Source organism: Pseudomonas sp. LB1P83, assembly GCF_054897885.1.
In genome coordinates this window covers 5,756,113-5,772,025 of sequence record NZ_CM142709.1, presented here as the reverse complement: position 1 = coordinate 5,772,025, position 15,913 = coordinate 5,756,113, and the positions used below count along the sequence as shown (strand labels likewise).

Below are 15,913 nucleotides of genomic sequence, written 5' to 3'. Positions count from 1 at the left end.
CTCCTACAGGGGCGGAGCGGTTAACAAAAGGAGTGTGCCGTGCTTGCGACGGCTCTGGTGTTGGTGGCGGCGCTGTTGCACGCGGCGTGGAATACCCTGATCAAATTCAGCGCCGAACGGCTGCTGGTGGTGGCGTGCATGGACAGCGTCGCGATGCTGTTTGTCGCCCTGATGCTGCCGTTCGTGGCGCTGCCGCCGATTGAAATATGGCCGTGGATTCTGGCGTCGGCGGCGTTCGAATTGCTCTATCGCTATCTGCTGATCCAGGCCTATCGGGTTGGCGACCTCGGGTTGGTCTATCCGCTGATGCGTGGACTGTCACCGCTGGTGGTGCTGGCACTGACGCTGATCTTCGCCGGCGAAGTGCTGACGAATCAGCAGATTTTCGGAATTCTTTTAATCCCGTTCGGGATGCTGTGCCTGCTTTGGCAGGGCGGTGGCGGTGCGCGTCTGCCGTGGTCGATGTTGCCGGTGGTGGCGCTGATCGGCTTGTGCATCGGCTGCTACACCTTCATCGATGGCCAGGCGCTGCGGCGCTGGTCGCACCCCCTGGACTATCTGGTTTGGGTCACGTTGCTCAGCGCCTGGCCGTTCCCTTTACTGGCGTGGGTGCGCAAGCGCCCGGCGTTCATGCTGTTCTGGCGTGAACAGTGGCGACTGGGGCTGGCGGTCGGGTTCTGCGTGTTGTTCAGCTACGCTCTGGTGCTGTGGGCCATGCAGCTGGGGTCGATTGCCGAAGCGGCGGCGTTGCGCGAGATCAGCGTGATCCTGGTGGTGGTGTTCGGCATGCGCTACCTGAAAGAACCTTTCGGCAGGCCAAGGCTCTTAGCCTGTGGGCTGGTGCTGGTCGGTATTTTGGTGATGAAGTTCTGACGGCTGCTCAACATTCTAAAACTGAAGAAAGGACTGCTTTATGACGGTTGCTCTGTGGTGCATTTTGATCGCGATCTTCCTGCCCTATGTCTGCACGGGCATCGCCAAGGCCGTTGGCGGGTACAGGCTGAAAGACAACCATGACCCCCGGGACTTCCTCGAGTCGCTGAATGGTTTGGGTAGACGCGCACATGCGGCGCAACTGAACAGTTTTGAAGTAACCCCGGCGTTTGCGGCGGCGGTGATCGTTGCGCATCTGGCCGGCAATGCCGAGCTGGTGACGATCAACGTTTTGTCGGTTTTGTTTATCACCAGCCGGCTGCTCTACATTATTTGCTACCTGGCGGACTGGCATATTTTGCGGTCGTTGGTGTGGTTTGTGGGGATAGGGTTGATTGTCAGTTTCTTTGTGGTTTCGGTCTGACGGATTTGCGGTGTTTACTCTGGCCTCTTCGCGGGCAAGCCTCGCTCCTACGGGGATCTGCGTCGAACACACAATGTGTGTTCGACGGTCATCCCTGTAGGAGCGAGGCTTGCCCGCGAAAGCTATCTGACTGCCAGTGCAGATTTCAGGGCTTATCTTTTTCCGCATTGGCAACTTGAGGCACTTGCGGCAACGCCGCGCCTTTAGGCCACAGCATCCAGATCTGCCCCTGCTGTTTCATGTCCCCGGCCAATTGCCCGGCCGCCTCGCCGGTGCCCCAGAACAGATCCGCACGCACTTCGCCGGCAATCGCGCCGCCGGTATCTTGCGCTGCCACCGGCCGTACCAGTGCGGTGCCGTCCGGTTTAGTGGTTGATAACCAAAGCAGGCTGCCCAGCGGAATCACTTTGCGATCCACTGCCGCGCTGTAACCGGCCGTCAGCGGAACGTTCAGCGAGCCGCGAGGGCCTTCGTTGCTGTCCGGGTTGCGAGTGAAGAATACATAACTCGGGTTACTGCCCAGCAGTTCCGGAATGCGCGACGGATTAGCCTTGGCCCACGTGCTGATGGCACCCATGGTCACGTCTTCTTTCTTCAGCTCGCCTTGCTCCACCAGCCAGCGCCCGATCGGCCGATACGGATGGCCGTTCTGGTCGGCATAGGCAATGCGCAGTTGGCGGCCGTCGTCGAGCTGGATACGACCCGAACCCTGGATTTGCAGGAATTGCAGGTTCATCGGGTCGGTCAGCCAGGCAACCACCGGCGCCTTGACCCCTTTGGTCTCAATTGTTGCCGCATCGTCGTAAGGTTTGAGCACGCGACCTTCGAGGCGACCGCGTAGGCGTTTGCCCTTGAGTTCCGGATAGATGCTGTCCAGAGAGACGATGATCATGTCCTCGGGCACGCCGTACACCGGAATGTTCGCCACTTCGGTCTGGGTCAGGCTGCCAGGGTAGACAGGCTCGTAATAGCCGGTGATCAAACCGTTGGGATTGTCATTGGCGGCGCGCAGGCCGTAGACGTCGAGGTTCTGCTTGAGAAAGCCGCGGATGTCGTTGGCAGTTTGCGGCACATTGGCGGAAGCCGCACAGGTCGAGCCCCAAACCGGGTCGGCCTTGAGACGGGTGCAGGCGCTGCGCCACGAGCCGAAGCCGGCGACCAGATCGCTGTCGGATACGGCCGGCAGCGCTTCCCAAGTGGCACTGGAGTAGGTCGCCAGCGCGTGGGTTTTTGGGGTGTTTTTATCGCCGCCGGTGCAGCCAGCGAGCACGGCCACCATTGGAAGAGTCCACACGAGGTGGTGACGCCATGCCTTGAAACGGCTGTTCATGGAGTAATTCCTTTGCCGGTTGCCTGAGTGCTCCATGCGCTCAAACAACCCGTATTGATAATAGGGCTATTGGTCTTTGCCGATGACGCGAGGATACTGGCCGCCGTTTCCCGTGACCTGAAGCCACCATGACTCTTAAAAGACTTTCCGTTGTATTGCTGGCCTGCCTGACCTTGTCTGCCTGCGGTGGAGTCGACCCGAATTCTCCGCTTGGCCAACGCAAGGCGATCTTCAAACAGATGCTCAAGACCGGTGAAGACCTGGGCGGCATGTTGCGTGGTCGTATCCCGTTCGACGGTCCGAAATTCGCGGAAGGCGCTGTGAAACTCGACGCCTTGTCCCGTGAGCCGTGGAAACATTTCCCGCAAGTGCGCGAAGAAGATCACACCAGCGCCAAGGACAATGTGTGGCAGCAGCAGGCACGTTTCCAGGAAATGGTCCGCACCCTTGAAGCCGCCACCGGTGACTTGGTGATTGCCAGCAAGGTTCAGCCCTACAAGGCCAGTAACCTGGGCCCGGCGGTGCAGAAAGTCGAAGATGCGTGTAGTGCCTGCCATAAAGAGTTTCGGGATCATTGATTTTCGGATTGCTGGCTTTTGTGGCGAGGGAGCTTGCTCCCGCTCGGCTGCGCAGCAGTCGTATAATCAGCGACCGTGTAAATGCTGACACTGCGCGATTACCGGGTCGGGGCTACTTCGTAGCCCAGCGGGAGCAAGCTCCCTCGCCACAACGTTTGCTCTCTAATTCTGTGTATTACTTATCCAGCTCGTCGAGCGCGTCCTGCAATTCCTTGCGCGACTCGGCGAGTTTGTTTTTGCGCTTGTCGATCTTCTCCGGATCGCCTTTCTTCATGGCTTTGTCCAGGTCGGCCTGACGCTTGCTGACTTCATGCTTGGCGTCGAGCACCTTGTTTTCCCGTTCCTTCTTCAGCGAGGCGTCGGTGCAATGGGCGGTGACTTCGCTCAGGGCCGTTTCGAGGCCTGCCTGTTGATCGGCGTTGCCGTGAGATTTGGCCAGTTCGATCTGATTCATGATGCCCTGTTTCTTCGCGGCGCAACCGGTCAGCTCAGGGGCTTCTTCGGCGGCCATCAGGGGAGCGGCCATCACGCTGCAAAGGGTCAACAAGGCGAGTGGTGAAAGAAATTTCATAAAAGCTCCATGTGCAAAGACAATCGGGTCGATGTGGCGATGGGCGTTTGAGCCCCTCGGTACCTTTGGGTTCCCGGGCTGCCGGGTGTCGGCGGTGTTTAAAAGCCGTCGATCCCTGCCATGCGTAATGTTTGGCTCAGTGCCAGGACGTGCGGGTCGCGAAAAAATGCGCTCAATTGCGCCGCGCGTCCCGGGCCGATACCTGCTTCTGCCTGCCATTGTTCGGTGTTTCGATTCGCCAGTTCCTGCCATGAGTCGGCAAGCCGTGCCTGGCCGGTCGGCGGCAACCCCAAGGCTTTGAGCCAGTGAGCAAACGGGCGTTGCCGGGCGATGTTGAAACTGTTTAAAAGGCGAGCCGTGCTGCGCTCACCGAAGCCATCAATGTTAGCAAGCTCTTGAGCATCGAGGGTCAACCAATCCAGCAGGCTGTTGAGGCGGCCTGTTTCGAAAAGTTTCTCCCAGGTGCCAGGGCCGAGATGGGGCAAAGCCAGCCCCTGCTTGCTGCTGAGCCAGGTCAGGCGCGCGAGGAATTGGCTCTCGCATCCTGATGTCGGTTGCCAGCAACTCAGATGATGAAAGTCTGCTGCCGATGGCACATTCAAATCAGCGCGTTCGGTACTGCGCAGCACGACACCGTCGAGCCTTGGAATGGTCAGTCCCGCCAGGCTGATGGACACCTGATCCCCGGGGCGGATATCCAGTTCCTCCCAGCGTCGCAGTGAGCTGACGCTCACGCGCTTGATCTGTCGGTCATCGAGCTTCACTGGCGTCAGATCCAGCACCGGTGTAATCCGACCTGTCCGCCCGATTTTGAAGTGGACCTTGCGCACTTCGGCCAGGGCCTGGGCGAACGGATACTTCCAGGCGACGCTCCAGAAGGACGGCCGCGCCTGCCAGCGCTCGGCCGGTGGGCGCTGGCTCTGGCGCAAAACCACGCCGTCGCTGGCGAAGGGCAGGGGCGTGCGATACCAGTGATCGCGCCATTGTTCAGCGTCGGCAAATACCTTGATTGGCTGACTGTAAGGCGCAGTGCTCGGGAAGCCCATTTCATCGAGAGCCGCCGCCCGGGCGGGCAGGCTTGCCGGACCTTGCGGCCAATCCCAGACAAACAACCCGATTCCACCGGCCTGTTCGGCGTTCAGCTCTTTGCGAGCCATCAATCCAGCCACCGTGGAGCGGGCGTTGAGGCTGCCTGCCTTGGCTTGCACATGATCGGTCAGGCGCCAATAGAGTTCGCCTTGCACCAGTAAATCCAAGGGTTGCGGCAGTTGTCGGGGGATGGCTTCGATCAGTCGGGCCGAAGCGGTCCAGTCCTGGCCGTTTACCCCGTCACCTCGACTGATTGCCTGATGCAGTGCGCCGTTGCGATAGATCAATGTCACGGCCACACCGTCGACCTTGGGTTGTATCCAGAGGTCATTACGCTCGCGCAGCCAATGCTCGACCGCACGACCGTCACGCAGTTTTTCCAGGCCCGTGTGGGCGATGGGATGGGTAATCTTGCCGCCCGCTGTGCGCAAGGGTTCGGGTGCCAGACTCAAGTCAAAACACTCACGCCATTCGCTCAATCGCTCGCGAGATTGATCATAGATTTCGTCGGCGACCAGTGAGCGTCCGTTGCGGTGGTAGTTGTCGTCCCAGAAGTCGATCTGTTTTTGCAGGGCCGTGATTTCGTCCAGGGCGCGGGCGGGTGACCAGTCGGGGCAGTCGTTGGCAATTGAGTTCAGGCAAAACAGGGTCAGGCACAAAGCGGAAAACAGGCGCAGAAGCATCGTGAGCGTCCTTGCTCAAGGGGAATGCTTTCAAGGTTAGTCAGCTTTCGGGCGTCGGCAGCAGGGATGTTTTTCGGTGTGTTTCGAGACAAAAGAACGCAGCCTCGTTTCACTCGACAGTTGCTACACGAATCTCTGTAGCAGCTGTCAAGTGAAACGAGGCTGCGTTCTAAAAAACTGCGCACAATAAAAAGCCCCGCACGGCGAACCGTGCAGGGCTTTTGGTACCGCCAGGAAAGTCTTACAGGCCGGCTGCAGTACGCAGGTCGTCGGCGCGGTCGGTTTTTTCCCAGGTGAAGGTGGTGAAAGTGTCTTCGCCCACAGTCTTGGTCGCCGGGGTGCGACCGAAGTGGCCGTACGCAGCGGTTTCCTGGTACATCGGGTGCAGCAGGTCGAGCATGGTGGTGATCGCGTATGGACGCAGGTCGAAAATTTCGCGTACCAGTTTGACGATTTTGTCGTCGCTGATTTTGCCGGTGCCGAAGGTGTTCAGCGAGATCGAAGTCGGCTGGGCAACACCGATCGCGTAGGAAACCTGAATCTCGCAACGCTCGGCCAGGCCGGCAGCGACGATGTTCTTGGCAACATAACGACCGGCGTAGGCCGCCGAACGGTCAACCTTCGATGGATCTTTACCGGAGAACGCGCCGCCGCCGTGACGGGCCATGCCGCCGTAGCTGTCGACGATGATCTTGCGACCGGTCAGACCGCAGTCGCCAACCGGGCCGCCGATGATGAACTGGCCAGTCGGGTTGATGTGGAATTGGGTGTCTTTGGTCAGCAGTTCGGCAGGCAGCACGTGCTTGACGATCAGCTCCATCACGCCTTCGCGCAGGTCTTTGTACGACACTTCAGGGTTGTGCTGGGTCGACAGAACAACGGCGTCGATACCGACAACCTTGCCGCCTTCGTAACGGCAAGTCACTTGCGACTTGGCGTCCGGGCGCAGCCAAGGCAGCAGGCCGGATTTACGGGCTTCGGCTTGCCTTTGTACAAGCTGGTGCGAGAACGTGATCGGTGCTGGCATCAGCACGTCGGTTTCGTTGCTGGCGTAGCCGAACATCAGGCCCTGGTCGCCGGCGCCCTGATCTTCAGGCTTGGCACGGTCAACACCCTGGTTAATGTCAGGGGACTGCTTGCCGATGATGTTCATCACGCCGCAAGTGGCACCGTCGAAGCCGACATCGGAGCTGTTATAGCCGATGTCCAGAATGACGTTACGCACGATTTCTTCCAGATCGACCCAAGCCGACGTGGTGACTTCACCTGCGATGATTGCCACGCCGGTTTTAACCAGCGTCTCGCACGCTACGCGGGCGAACTTGTCTTCAGCAATGATGGCGTCCAGCACCGCATCGGAAATCTGGTCGGCGATTTTGTCCGGATGCCCTTCGGACACGGACTCGGAGGTGAAGAGGGAGTATTCGCTCATCTCGATTTTTTCCTGAATTTACCGATGGTGAGTGTCGCCAGCCGGTCGCTGAAAATGGCGGACCTGGATCTGGAAACCATTACGTAAGCCTACATAGAGGCTTTCCCCGGGAACGAGTCCCGCAGCGGTGGCCCAACGGGCCAAATCGTCCTGTTCAAACCCCAACCAAAGATCACCGCAGGCCTCCCTGGCCCAACTCTGGTTGTGGCTACATAACTCTGTCACGAGCAGGCTACCGCCCGGTTGCAGCAAGTCGGCCATGTGCTTGAGCGCTTCGGCCGGCGCGGCGAAATGGTGCAGCACCATGTTCAGTACTACGCAATCGGCCTTAAGGCTGACGCCATTCAATGCATCGGCCAGTTGCAGGCTGACGTTAGCCAGCGTTTCACGTTCGCAGACCTGGCGCGCCAGCTCGAGCATTGCCGGGCTGTTGTCCAGCGCCGTGACCTGGGTGAAGCGGCGCGCCAGTTCCGGCAGAAATTCACCGTCGCCGGGGCCGACTTCAATGGCCGTCGCGCCTTCACTGAAACTCAGCTTGTCGAGCAGTGCCACCACGCTTTCGCGGTATTGCGGCAGGCCGGCGATCAAGTCTTGCTGGGCGCGAAACTTCTCCGCCACCCGTGAGAAAAAGTCCTGGCTGGCGGCGGCTCGTTGCCCGTGGACCTGAGCGATCCGCGATTGCACATCGGCCGGCAGGGTCAGGTTGTCCACTTCTTCGAGCAAGGCGGCGTGCAGCTTGCCGCCCAACAGATCGGTGTGGGGCAGGGCGCGACGGTAGAAAATCGCGTTGCCTTCACGGCGAGTCGCCACCAGGTCGGCCTGGGCCAGGACCTTGAGGTGGTGACTCATGCCCGACTGACCCATCCCGAAGATTTGCGCCAGTTCCAGTACGCCAAACGAATCGTTGGCCAGCGCGCGCAATACATTCAGCCGCAGAGGATCGCCGCCGGCCTTGCACAGGGCCGCCAGCTCATCGCACTCGTCATGTTGAATGGAAGGCACGCGTAAATTCATAGGGCCAGCAGTCTAGTGATGGTCAGAAACCACCGCAAGGGCAATATCAAAAAGTTTTGATATTGCTCGATAGATGGCACTTCTCGGCGTTAGGTTCAGTCAACAAACGAACAGCGGAAAGGTTTCATCAGTCGAAACCGCTGTTAACAATTGGAAAAACGCCTTCAGATGACTATCTGTCATTGCCCCGAGGCGGGTGGGTGAGGGAAAATGCTCGCCTTTTTTCCGTTTCGTTTTATTCAGCCCCCAGGAGATCAGCGATGCCCAGCCGTCGTGAGCGTGCCAACGCCATTCGTGCCCTCAGCATGGATGCCGTGCAAAAAGCCAACAGCGGCCATCCCGGTGCCCCTATGGGTATGGCGGATATCGCCGAAGTACTTTGGCGTGACTACCTGAAGCACAACCCGAGCAATCCATCGTTCGCCGACCGTGACCGCTTCGTGCTGTCCAACGGCCACGGCTCGATGTTGATCTACTCGCTGCTGCACCTGACCGGCTATGACCTGTCGATCGATGACCTGAAAAGCTTCCGCCAACTGCACAGCCGTACCCCGGGTCACCCGGAATTCGGCTACACCCCGGGCGTAGAAACCACCACCGGTCCACTGGGCCAAGGCCTGGCCAACGCCGTAGGTTTCGCCCTGGCTGAAAAAGTCCTGGCGGCGCAGTTCAACCGTCCTGGCCACAACGTTGTCGATCACCACACCTACGTGTTCCTGGGTGATGGCTGCATGATGGAAGGCATTTCCCACGAAGTCGGCTCCCTGGCCGGTACTTTGGGCCTGGGCAAACTGATCGCCTTCTACGACGACAACGGCATTTCCATCGACGGCGAAGTCGAAGGCTGGTTCACCGACGATACCCCGAAGCGTTTCGAAGCCTACAACTGGCAGGTGATCCGCAACGTCGACGGTCACGACCCGGAAGAGATCAAGATCGCGATCGAAACCGCGCGCAAAAGCGATCAGCCAACCCTGATCTGCTGCAAGACCACCATCGGTTTCGGTTCGCCGAACAAGCAAGGTAAAGAAGACTGCCACGGCGCCCCATTGGGTGACGCGGAAATCGCTCTGACCCGTGCTGCACTGAAATGGAACCACGGCCCGTTCGAAATCCCGGCTGACATCTATGCCGAGTGGGACGCCAAGGAAGCCGGCCGCGCGGCCGAAGCCGAGTGGGATCAGCGTTTTGCTGCCTACTCCGCGGCTTTCCCTGAGCTGGCCAACGAACTGGTCCGTCGCCTGGGCGGCGATCTGCCGGAAGACTTCGCGGAAAAAGCCTCGGCTTATATCGCTGAAGTCGCGGCCAAGGGCGAAACCATCGCCAGCCGTAAAGCCAGCCAGAACGCACTGAATGCCTACGGCCCGCTGTTGCCTGAACTGCTCGGCGGCTCTGCTGACCTGGCCGGTTCCAACCTGACCCTGTGGAAAGGTTGCAAAGGTGTTTCGGCTGAAGACGCCAGCGGCAACTACATGTACTACGGTGTTCGCGAATTCGGCATGAGCGCGATCATGAACGGCGTGGCTTTGCACGGCGGTCTGGTGCCTTACGGCGCGACCTTCCTGATGTTCATGGAATACGCCCGCAACGCTGTGCGCATGGCCTCGCTGATGAAGAAACGCGTGGTGTTCGTCTACACCCACGACTCCATCGGTCTGGGCGAAGACGGCCCGACTCACCAGCCGATCGAGCAACTGACCAGCCTGCGCAGCACGCCGAACCTCGACACCTGGCGTCCAGCCGATGCCGTTGAATCGGCCGTTTGCTGGAAGGAGGCCATCGAGCGCAAGGACGGCCCTTCGGCGCTGATCTTCTCGCGTCAGAACCTGCAGCATCAGGATCGCAGCGCGCTGCAGATCGCCGACATCGCCCGTGGCGGTTACGTGTTGAAGGACTGCGCAGGCGAGCCTGAGCTGATCCTGATCTCTACCGGTTCGGAAGTCGGTCTGGCGGTTCAGGCATACGACAAGCTGACCGAACAAGGTCGCAAAGTGCGCGTTGTTTCGATGCCTTGCACCAGCGTGTTCGATGCTCAGGACGCGGGCTACAAGCAAGCAGTTCTGCCATTGCAGGTCAGCGCCCGTATCGCTATCGAAGCCGCTCACTCGGACTTTTGGTACAAGTACGTGGGCCTGGAAGGCCGCGTGATCGGCATGACCACCTTCGGCGAGTCGGCGCCTGCGCCAGCCTTGTTCGAAGAGTTCGGCTTCACCCTGGAAAACATCCTGGGTCAGGCTGAAGAGTTGCTGGAAGACTAAGTCCGAAAGCTGCGTTGTCTGTGCTGACGTCTTCGCGGGCAAGCCTCGCTCCTACAAGGGATTGCGTTGTTGGCGGAATTGGGGTCATCCCGATCCCCCAACAATCGCAAACCTGTAGGAGCGAGCGGTGCGGCGATCCGACTTGCCCGCGAAGGCAATTGAACATTCAACGCAGAACTTGACGGATTCACCACGGTAATCGAGAACCCCATGCCTCAACCGCGTCCCTACAAAGTTGCACTCAACGGCTACGGCCGGATTGGTCGTTGCGTCTTGCGTGCGTTGTTTGAGCGAGGCGAGAAAGCCGGGTTTGAAATTGTCGCGATCAACGATCTGGCTGACATGGCCAGCATCGAATACCTGACACGCTTCGACTCCACGCACGGGCGTTTTCCCGGCGAAGTGCGGGTTGAGGACGATTGTCTGCATATTCAAGGCAACTGCGTGAAGGTCCTGCGCAGTGCCACCCCCGAAGGCATCGATTGGGCGTCCCTGGGCGTCGATCTGGTGCTGGAATGCTCCGGCGCTTACCACACGCGTGCCGATGGCCAGCGTTTCCTCGATGCCGGCGCGCCGCGTGTGCTGTTTTCCCAGCCGATGGCCAGCGAGGCGGATGTTGACGCCACCATCGTCTACGGCGTGAACCAGGATTGCCTGACCGGCGACGAGTTGCTGGTGTCCAACGCGTCCTGCACCACCAACTGCGGCGTGCCGCTGTTGCGCCTGCTGGACCAGGCCATTGGTCTGGAATACGTGTCGATCACCACCATCCACTCGGCAATGAACGATCAGCCAGTCATCGACGCCTATCATCACGAGGACCTGCGCCGCACACGTTCGGCGTTCCAGTCGGTGATTCCGGTGTCCACTGGTCTGGCGCGTGGCATCGAACGCCTGTTGCCGGAACTTGCCGGGCGAATTCAGGCCAAAGCCGTGCGGGTGCCGACGGTGAACGTGTCTTGCCTCGACATTACGATGCAGACCGTCAGCGACACCGACGCCACCGAGGTCAACAGGATTCTGCGCGAGGCCGCCACCAGTGGCCCGCTCAAAGGCTTGCTGGCCTACACCGAGCTCCCGCACGCAAGCTGTGATTTCAACCATGATCCACATTCGGCCATCGTCGATGCCAGTCAGACCCGAGTTTCCGGCCCACGGCTGGTGAACATCCTGGCCTGGTTCGACAACGAATGGGGTTTTGCCAACCGAATGCTGGATGTTGCAGAGCATTATCTGCAGACAGCTGCCTCTCCAAAACAGTAGGAATTGCGACCCATGACCGTGTTGAAGATGACCGACCTCGATCTGCAAGGTAAGCGCGTACTGATCCGCGAAGACCTCAACGTCCCAGTCAAGGATGGTGTAGTCACCAGCGATGCGCGAATCCTGGCTTCGCTGCCGACCATCAAGCTGGCCCTGGAAAAAGGCGCGGCCGTGATGGTCTGCTCGCACCTTGGCCGTCCGACCGAAGGCGAGTTCTCGGCCGAGAACAGCCTCAAGCCAGTCGCTGAATACCTGAGCAAGGCCCTGGGCCGCGAAGTGCCGCTGGTTGCCGATTACCTGGGCGGCGTCGACGTGAAAGCCGGCGACATCGTGCTGTTCGAAAACGTGCGCTTCAACAAAGGCGAGAAAAAGAACGCTGACGAACTGGCCCAGCAATACGCCGCCCTGTGCGACGTGTTCGTGATGGACGCCTTCGGCACCGCTCACCGTGCCGAGGGCTCGACCCACGGCGTGGCCAAGTTCGCCAAAGTCGCCGCTGCTGGCCCGCTGCTGGCTGCTGAACTGGACGCACTGGGCAAAGCCCTCGGCGCCCCGGCCCAGCCGATGGCTGCCATCGTTGCCGGTTCCAAGGTGTCGACCAAACTCGACGTACTGAACAGCCTGAGCCAGATCTGCAACCAGCTGATCGTCGGCGGCGGCATTGCCAACACCTTCCTGGCCGCTGCCGGTCACCCGGTCGGCAAGTCCCTGTACGAACCGGACCTGCTGGACACCGCTCGCGCAATCGCCGCCAAAGTCAGCGTGCCGTTGCCGGTCGACGTTGTCGTCGCCAAGGAATTTGCTGAAAGCGCCACTGCCACCGTCAAACTGATCGCCGACGTGGCTGCAGACGACATGATCCTGGACATCGGCCCGCAGACCGCGGCGAATTTCGCCGAGCTGCTGAAGTCGTCCAAGACCATTCTGTGGAACGGCCCGGTTGGCGTGTTCGAATTCGACCAGTTCGGTAACGGTACCAAGGTCCTGGCCCAGGCCATCGCGGACAGCTCGGCGTTCTCCATCGCTGGCGGCGGCGACACCCTGGCCGCCATCGATAAATATGGCGTTGCCGATCAGATCTCCTACATTTCTACCGGTGGCGGCGCGTTCCTGGAGTTCGTGGAAGGCAAGGTGTTGCCGGCCGTTGAAGTCCTGGAAAGCCGGGCCAAGGCCTGAGGTCGTCCTTTTGACCACACAAAGGAGTGTTCTCATGGTCAAGCCGTTAGCGCTGTTGATCGTAGCGGGTATGCTGGCGGCTTGCGGGAGTAACCCGAAAGCCAAGCCGGAACCTGCGCCGCAATCGGTGGAAAAAGGCTGTTACCAGGCCGACTGGCAAGCAGAAACCAACCCGGTGATCAACAAGCGCTCCGGGCCTGATGGCCTGGAGAAATACGAGACACAGACTCCGGCCAAGGAACATGGCTGCCCTTGACGGGTCTGACACATTACTCAGGGCTAGCGGCGTGCGCCGTCAGTCGAGGAACATGGATGAAAGGTTTTATCGCCGTTATGGCGTTGGCATTGCTGGCCGGTTGCTCGAATTTCAACCTGTTCAAGCCTGCCGAATCCACGGACAACTGGACCACCTGGACCTGCGACAGCCAGGCCAAAGTGCTCTGGCGCTACACCGACGACAGCCGCAAGGAAGTCGACGTACGCCTCGGCGGGGCCGATCAGGTCTACCGTTTGAAGCTCGAACCGGGCGCCGAAGGTTCGCTGTACAGCAACGACATGCTGGCGTTTCACGTAAAAGGTGAGGAAGGCCTGGTTTACTGGGTCGCCACCAATGATTTGATTGGCCGCGGTTGTAAAGCGCAGTAATTGAAAGGCTTTTGCGAAACCTGTAGGAGCGAAGCTTGCTCGCGAAGACGTCATCACATTCAACACCTGTGTTGCCCGTTAAACCGCTTTCGCGAGCAAGCTTCGCTCCTACAGAGATCGATGCACCACCGAATTCGCAGCCCAGGGCCAACCCCCGATCTGCAATAACTTGAATAGCCGCCGCCGCTACGGCAGGCTGGCACGATTAACGACCCAAACCGGGAGAGACACACACAATGGCACTTATCAGCATGCGCCAGATGTTGGACCACGCAGCCGAGTTCGGCTACGGCGTTCCAGCTTTCAACGTCAACAACCTTGAGCAGATGCGCGCCATCATGGAAGCCGCTGACAAGACTGACTCCCCGGTGATCGTCCAGGCTTCGGCCGGTGCTCGCAAATACGCCGGCGCACCGTTCCTGCGTCACCTGATCCTGGCCGCCATCGAAGAATTCCCGCACATCCCGGTGTGCATGCACCAGGACCACGGCACCAGCCCTGACGTCTGCCAGCGCTCCATCCAACTGGGCTTCAGCTCGGTCATGATGGACGGCTCCCTGGGCGAAGACGGCAAGACCCCGACCGACTACGACTACAACGTCCGCGTCACCCAACAAACTGTAGCCCTGGCTCACGCCTGCGGCGTCTCGGTAGAAGGCGAGCTGGGCTGCCTGGGTTCGCTGGAAACCGGCATGGCCGGTGAAGAAGACGGCATCGGCGCCGAAGGCGTTCTGGACCACAGCCAAATGCTGACCGACCCGGAAGAAGCCGCTGACTTCGTCAAACGCACCCAGGTCGACGCCCTGGCCATCGCCATCGGCACCAGCCACGGCGCGTACAAGTTCACCAAGCCGCCTACCGGCGACGTGCTGGCCATCGACCGCATCAAAGAAATCCACAAGCGCATTCCGAACACCCACCTGGTCATGCACGGTTCTTCTTCGGTTCCGCAAGAGTGGCTGGCGATCATCAACCAGTACGGCGGCGACATCAAAGAAACCTACGGCGTGCCGGTTGAAGAGATTGTTGAAGGCATCAAGCATGGTGTGCGTAAGGTCAACATTGATACTGACCTGCGTCTGGCTTCTACCGGTGCGATGCGTCGGTTGATGGCTACCAATCCTAGCGAGTTTGATCCACGTAAGTTCTTTGGTGCGACGGTTACTGCGATGCGTGATGTTTGTATTGCTCGTTATGAGGCTTTCGGTACTGCGGGTAATGCTTCGAAGATCAAGCCGATCTCGTTGGAAGCGATGTATCAGCGGTATTTGAAGGGTGAGTTGAACGCTAAGGTTAACTAAGTCTTAAGCGTTTGAGTTGCATAAAAAAACCCGCCGAGAGGCGGGTTTTTGTTGAGTTTAATAAATGGATAAATAGGGTAATTAATTCAAACCCCTCATACTTTATGCTCTGTTGAAGGTGATGTCGTATGTTTTACCCACATTCGGCCCCCCGCGTGAGACATAAACTTTGCCGTTCAAGGTGGTATAACTTCTGTCAGATGATGTCAAAGTAATGTTGAGTAGAATGTTTTCTCCGCTTTTGACTTCTGCTCGAAGAGTTAAAGATACCGAAGACTGATCGGTTAAGTTTTGATAAGCGAAGGTTCCATCAACGACGAATTTGTGTCCGTAATATAACATGTTGGCTACAGCTATGTTGCCCGTCTCTGGGTCTGACGAGGTGATTGTCAAGGTGGCGTCATTGCTCTCGCCGGAATCATATACACGCCCTTTGTAAGTACCGTTCAGATTGTTGCTCATGATTTTAACCCTTTTATATAAGATATTTAGGGAGGATATATTTATCCGTCCTATCTGAGTTTTTTCATATTGCGTCGATGAGGTTAGTTTATAAGTTGTTTTTGGTGACCTGTTAAAAATGACAGTTTTTTATACCGTTTTGCGATAGTTTGGTAGAAAAAGCGAGCTGAGTTATATGGATACTAAAAGCACTAAGGCACTTCCTTAAAGGGGACAGATTTATTTAATGGCCAGATTTATTTAATCGTACCCTAGTGCTTCTATTGAAGTTGTTTCGCAGGCCTGCCTCGCGCTCGATGTGATATTCGCAATCCAGTGATTTTTTCAATCTCATCTGTGAACCGAGGATTCCCCGTCAATTGTCCACGCTGAAGGGCACCTCTGATCAGCTGTAACTCCGTAGATGGGATCGTCTGTTCCATAAATGAGGTATAGCGAGCAAGGCGTTCGTTGTGAGTTTTACCGAGTTCGGTGAAACAGAGATCTTCATCCAGCCAATTATTCTCAGCCGTTTCATTGAGGCGCAGGTGCAAGCTCGACCAAGGGTAATCCTGTGCTTGCTGGACCATTGCGCTCGTACCGGATTTAGCTCGATGTATCGACTACAAGCCAGCAAATAGGTGTCGGTTTGAACCACGCTGGATTTGTATCGACTCTCCCACAAGGTGCCAGAGCGTCCTTCCAGCTTGTTGCGATAGCGCGTCATGCGGCCTGCCAGACCTTTCATCAATTGTCCGAGACTCGCAACGGAGTTTCCTGGTGCGAGCAGTAGATGGACATGATTGGTCACAGCTTAAAGGGGACAGATTTATTT

15 protein-coding genes and 1 pseudogene are annotated in these 15,913 nt (G+C 58.4%); 9 read left to right on the top strand and 7 right to left on the bottom strand.

Annotated features, from left to right (window positions below; genetic code table 11):
* Positions 1–39: 39 nt before the first annotated feature.
* The gene (locus ACYZTY_RS26520) at positions 40–873 is read left to right on the top strand and encodes an EamA family transporter (RefSeq protein WP_461956096.1); all 834 of its coding nucleotides are present in this window, start codon (positions 40–42) and stop codon (positions 871–873) included.
* A gap of 40 nt (positions 874–913) precedes the next feature.
* The gene (locus ACYZTY_RS26515) at positions 914–1,297 is read left to right on the top strand and encodes an MAPEG family protein (protein WP_461956095.1); all 384 of its coding nucleotides are present in this window, start codon (positions 914–916) and stop codon (positions 1,295–1,297) included.
* Positions 1,298–1,442: 145 nt separating this feature from the next.
* Here ACYZTY_RS26515 and mltA read toward each other — a convergent pair whose 3' ends face one another.
* Positions 1,443–2,627 carry a murein transglycosylase A gene (mltA, locus tag ACYZTY_RS26510; protein WP_461956094.1) on the bottom strand — a complete coding sequence of 395 codons (1,185 nt, stop codon included), beginning with the start codon at positions 2,625–2,627 and terminating at the stop codon, positions 1,443–1,445.
* A 128-nt stretch (positions 2,628–2,755) separates the two neighbouring features.
* Here mltA and ACYZTY_RS26505 point away from each other — a divergent pair, with 128 nt between their 5' ends.
* Positions 2,756–3,205 carry a c-type cytochrome gene (locus ACYZTY_RS26505; protein ID WP_461956093.1) on the top strand — a complete coding sequence of 150 codons (450 nt, stop codon included), beginning with the start codon at positions 2,756–2,758 and terminating at the stop codon, positions 3,203–3,205.
* 175 nt (positions 3,206–3,380) lie between these two features.
* Here the strand turns inward: ACYZTY_RS26505 and ACYZTY_RS26500 are convergent, their stop codons facing one another.
* The 4 genes from ACYZTY_RS26500 to ACYZTY_RS26485 all read right to left on the bottom strand — a co-directional run bounded on the left by ACYZTY_RS26500 (position 3,381) and on the right by ACYZTY_RS26485 (position 7,994).
* Positions 3,381–3,776, bottom strand: coding sequence for a DUF1090 domain-containing protein (locus ACYZTY_RS26500; protein WP_461956092.1), 396 nt, complete (start codon positions 3,774–3,776; stop codon positions 3,381–3,383).
* A gap of 98 nt (positions 3,777–3,874) precedes the next feature.
* On the bottom strand, positions 3,875–5,548 hold the full coding sequence (gene ligB, locus ACYZTY_RS26495) for an NAD-dependent DNA ligase LigB (RefSeq protein WP_461956091.1): 1,674 nt from the start codon (positions 5,546–5,548) through the stop codon (positions 3,875–3,877).
* A 241-nt stretch (positions 5,549–5,789) separates the two neighbouring features.
* Entirely contained in the window at positions 5,790–6,980 is a 1,191-nt protein-coding gene (gene metK, locus ACYZTY_RS26490) for a methionine adenosyltransferase (RefSeq protein ID WP_010466931.1), read from the bottom strand.
* Positions 6,981–6,998: 18 nt separating this feature from the next.
* Positions 6,999–7,994, bottom strand: a complete 996-nt coding sequence (locus tag ACYZTY_RS26485) for an ArsR/SmtB family transcription factor (RefSeq protein ID WP_461956090.1) — start codon at positions 7,992–7,994, stop codon at positions 6,999–7,001.
* 260 nt (positions 7,995–8,254) lie between these two features.
* On the opposite strand from ACYZTY_RS26485, the gene tkt reads away from it, so the two are divergent.
* From tkt to fba, 6 genes are all read left to right on the top strand, one after another.
* Positions 8,255–10,252 carry a transketolase gene (tkt, locus tag ACYZTY_RS26480; RefSeq protein ID WP_461956089.1) on the top strand — a complete coding sequence of 666 codons (1,998 nt, stop codon included), beginning with the start codon at positions 8,255–8,257 and terminating at the stop codon, positions 10,250–10,252.
* Between the two features lie 210 nt (positions 10,253–10,462).
* Positions 10,463–11,515 (top strand): erythrose-4-phosphate dehydrogenase, encoded by a 1,053-nt coding sequence (epd, locus tag ACYZTY_RS26475; RefSeq protein ID WP_461956088.1) that lies wholly within the window; start codon positions 10,463–10,465, stop codon positions 11,513–11,515.
* A gap of 12 nt (positions 11,516–11,527) precedes the next feature.
* The gene (locus ACYZTY_RS26470) at positions 11,528–12,691 is read left to right on the top strand and encodes a phosphoglycerate kinase (RefSeq protein WP_461956087.1); all 1,164 of its coding nucleotides are present in this window, start codon (positions 11,528–11,530) and stop codon (positions 12,689–12,691) included.
* A 34-nt stretch (positions 12,692–12,725) separates the two neighbouring features.
* Entirely contained in the window at positions 12,726–12,947 is a 222-nt protein-coding gene (locus ACYZTY_RS26465) for a hypothetical protein (protein WP_461956086.1), read from the top strand.
* 56 nt (positions 12,948–13,003) lie between these two features.
* Positions 13,004–13,336: an MliC family protein gene (locus tag ACYZTY_RS26460; protein ID WP_131060609.1), complete on the top strand. Its 333-nt coding sequence runs from the start codon at positions 13,004–13,006 to the stop codon at positions 13,334–13,336.
* Between the two features lie 236 nt (positions 13,337–13,572).
* Positions 13,573–14,637, top strand: a complete 1,065-nt coding sequence (fba, locus tag ACYZTY_RS26455; RefSeq protein ID WP_027617054.1) for a class II fructose-bisphosphate aldolase — start codon at positions 13,573–13,575, stop codon at positions 14,635–14,637.
* Between the two features lie 102 nt (positions 14,638–14,739).
* Here the strand turns inward: fba and ACYZTY_RS26450 are convergent, their stop codons facing one another.
* Positions 14,740–15,099, bottom strand: a complete 360-nt coding sequence (locus ACYZTY_RS26450; RefSeq protein WP_461956085.1) for a hypothetical protein — start codon at positions 15,097–15,099, stop codon at positions 14,740–14,742.
* Between the two features lie 260 nt (positions 15,100–15,359).
* Positions 15,360–15,889: pseudogene (locus ACYZTY_RS26445) on the bottom strand (transposase); the annotation flags it as partial.
* Positions 15,890–15,913: the final 24 nt, after the last annotated feature.

What these genes read in the sequence shown, in the direction of transcription:
- ACYZTY_RS26515 (WP_461956095.1), top strand. Translation starts at nt 914, where the DNA reads ATGACGGTTGCTCTGTGGTGCATTTTGATCGCGATCTTCCTGCCCTAT.
- mltA (WP_461956094.1), bottom strand. Translation starts at nt 2,627, where the DNA reads ATGAACAGCCGTTTCAAGGCATGGCGTCACCACCTCGTGTGGACTCTT.
- ACYZTY_RS26505 (WP_461956093.1), top strand. Translation starts at nt 2,756, where the DNA reads ATGACTCTTAAAAGACTTTCCGTTGTATTGCTGGCCTGCCTGACCTTG.
- ACYZTY_RS26500 (WP_461956092.1), bottom strand. Translation starts at nt 3,776, where the DNA reads ATGAAATTTCTTTCACCACTCGCCTTGTTGACCCTTTGCAGCGTGATG.
- ligB (WP_461956091.1), bottom strand. Translation starts at nt 5,548, where the DNA reads ATGCTTCTGCGCCTGTTTTCCGCTTTGTGCCTGACCCTGTTTTGCCTG.
- metK (WP_010466931.1), bottom strand. Translation starts at nt 6,980, where the DNA reads ATGAGCGAATACTCCCTCTTCACCTCCGAGTCCGTGTCCGAAGGGCAT.
- ACYZTY_RS26485 (WP_461956090.1), bottom strand. Translation starts at nt 7,994, where the DNA reads ATGAATTTACGCGTGCCTTCCATTCAACATGACGAGTGCGATGAGCTG.
- tkt (WP_461956089.1), top strand. Translation starts at nt 8,255, where the DNA reads ATGCCCAGCCGTCGTGAGCGTGCCAACGCCATTCGTGCCCTCAGCATG.
- epd (WP_461956088.1), top strand. Translation starts at nt 10,463, where the DNA reads ATGCCTCAACCGCGTCCCTACAAAGTTGCACTCAACGGCTACGGCCGG.
- ACYZTY_RS26470 (WP_461956087.1), top strand. Translation starts at nt 11,528, where the DNA reads ATGACCGTGTTGAAGATGACCGACCTCGATCTGCAAGGTAAGCGCGTA.
- ACYZTY_RS26465 (WP_461956086.1), top strand. Translation starts at nt 12,726, where the DNA reads ATGGTCAAGCCGTTAGCGCTGTTGATCGTAGCGGGTATGCTGGCGGCT.
- ACYZTY_RS26460 (WP_131060609.1), top strand. Translation starts at nt 13,004, where the DNA reads ATGAAAGGTTTTATCGCCGTTATGGCGTTGGCATTGCTGGCCGGTTGC.
- fba (WP_027617054.1), top strand. Translation starts at nt 13,573, where the DNA reads ATGGCACTTATCAGCATGCGCCAGATGTTGGACCACGCAGCCGAGTTC.
- ACYZTY_RS26450 (WP_461956085.1), bottom strand. Translation starts at nt 15,099, where the DNA reads ATGAGCAACAATCTGAACGGTACTTACAAAGGGCGTGTATATGATTCC.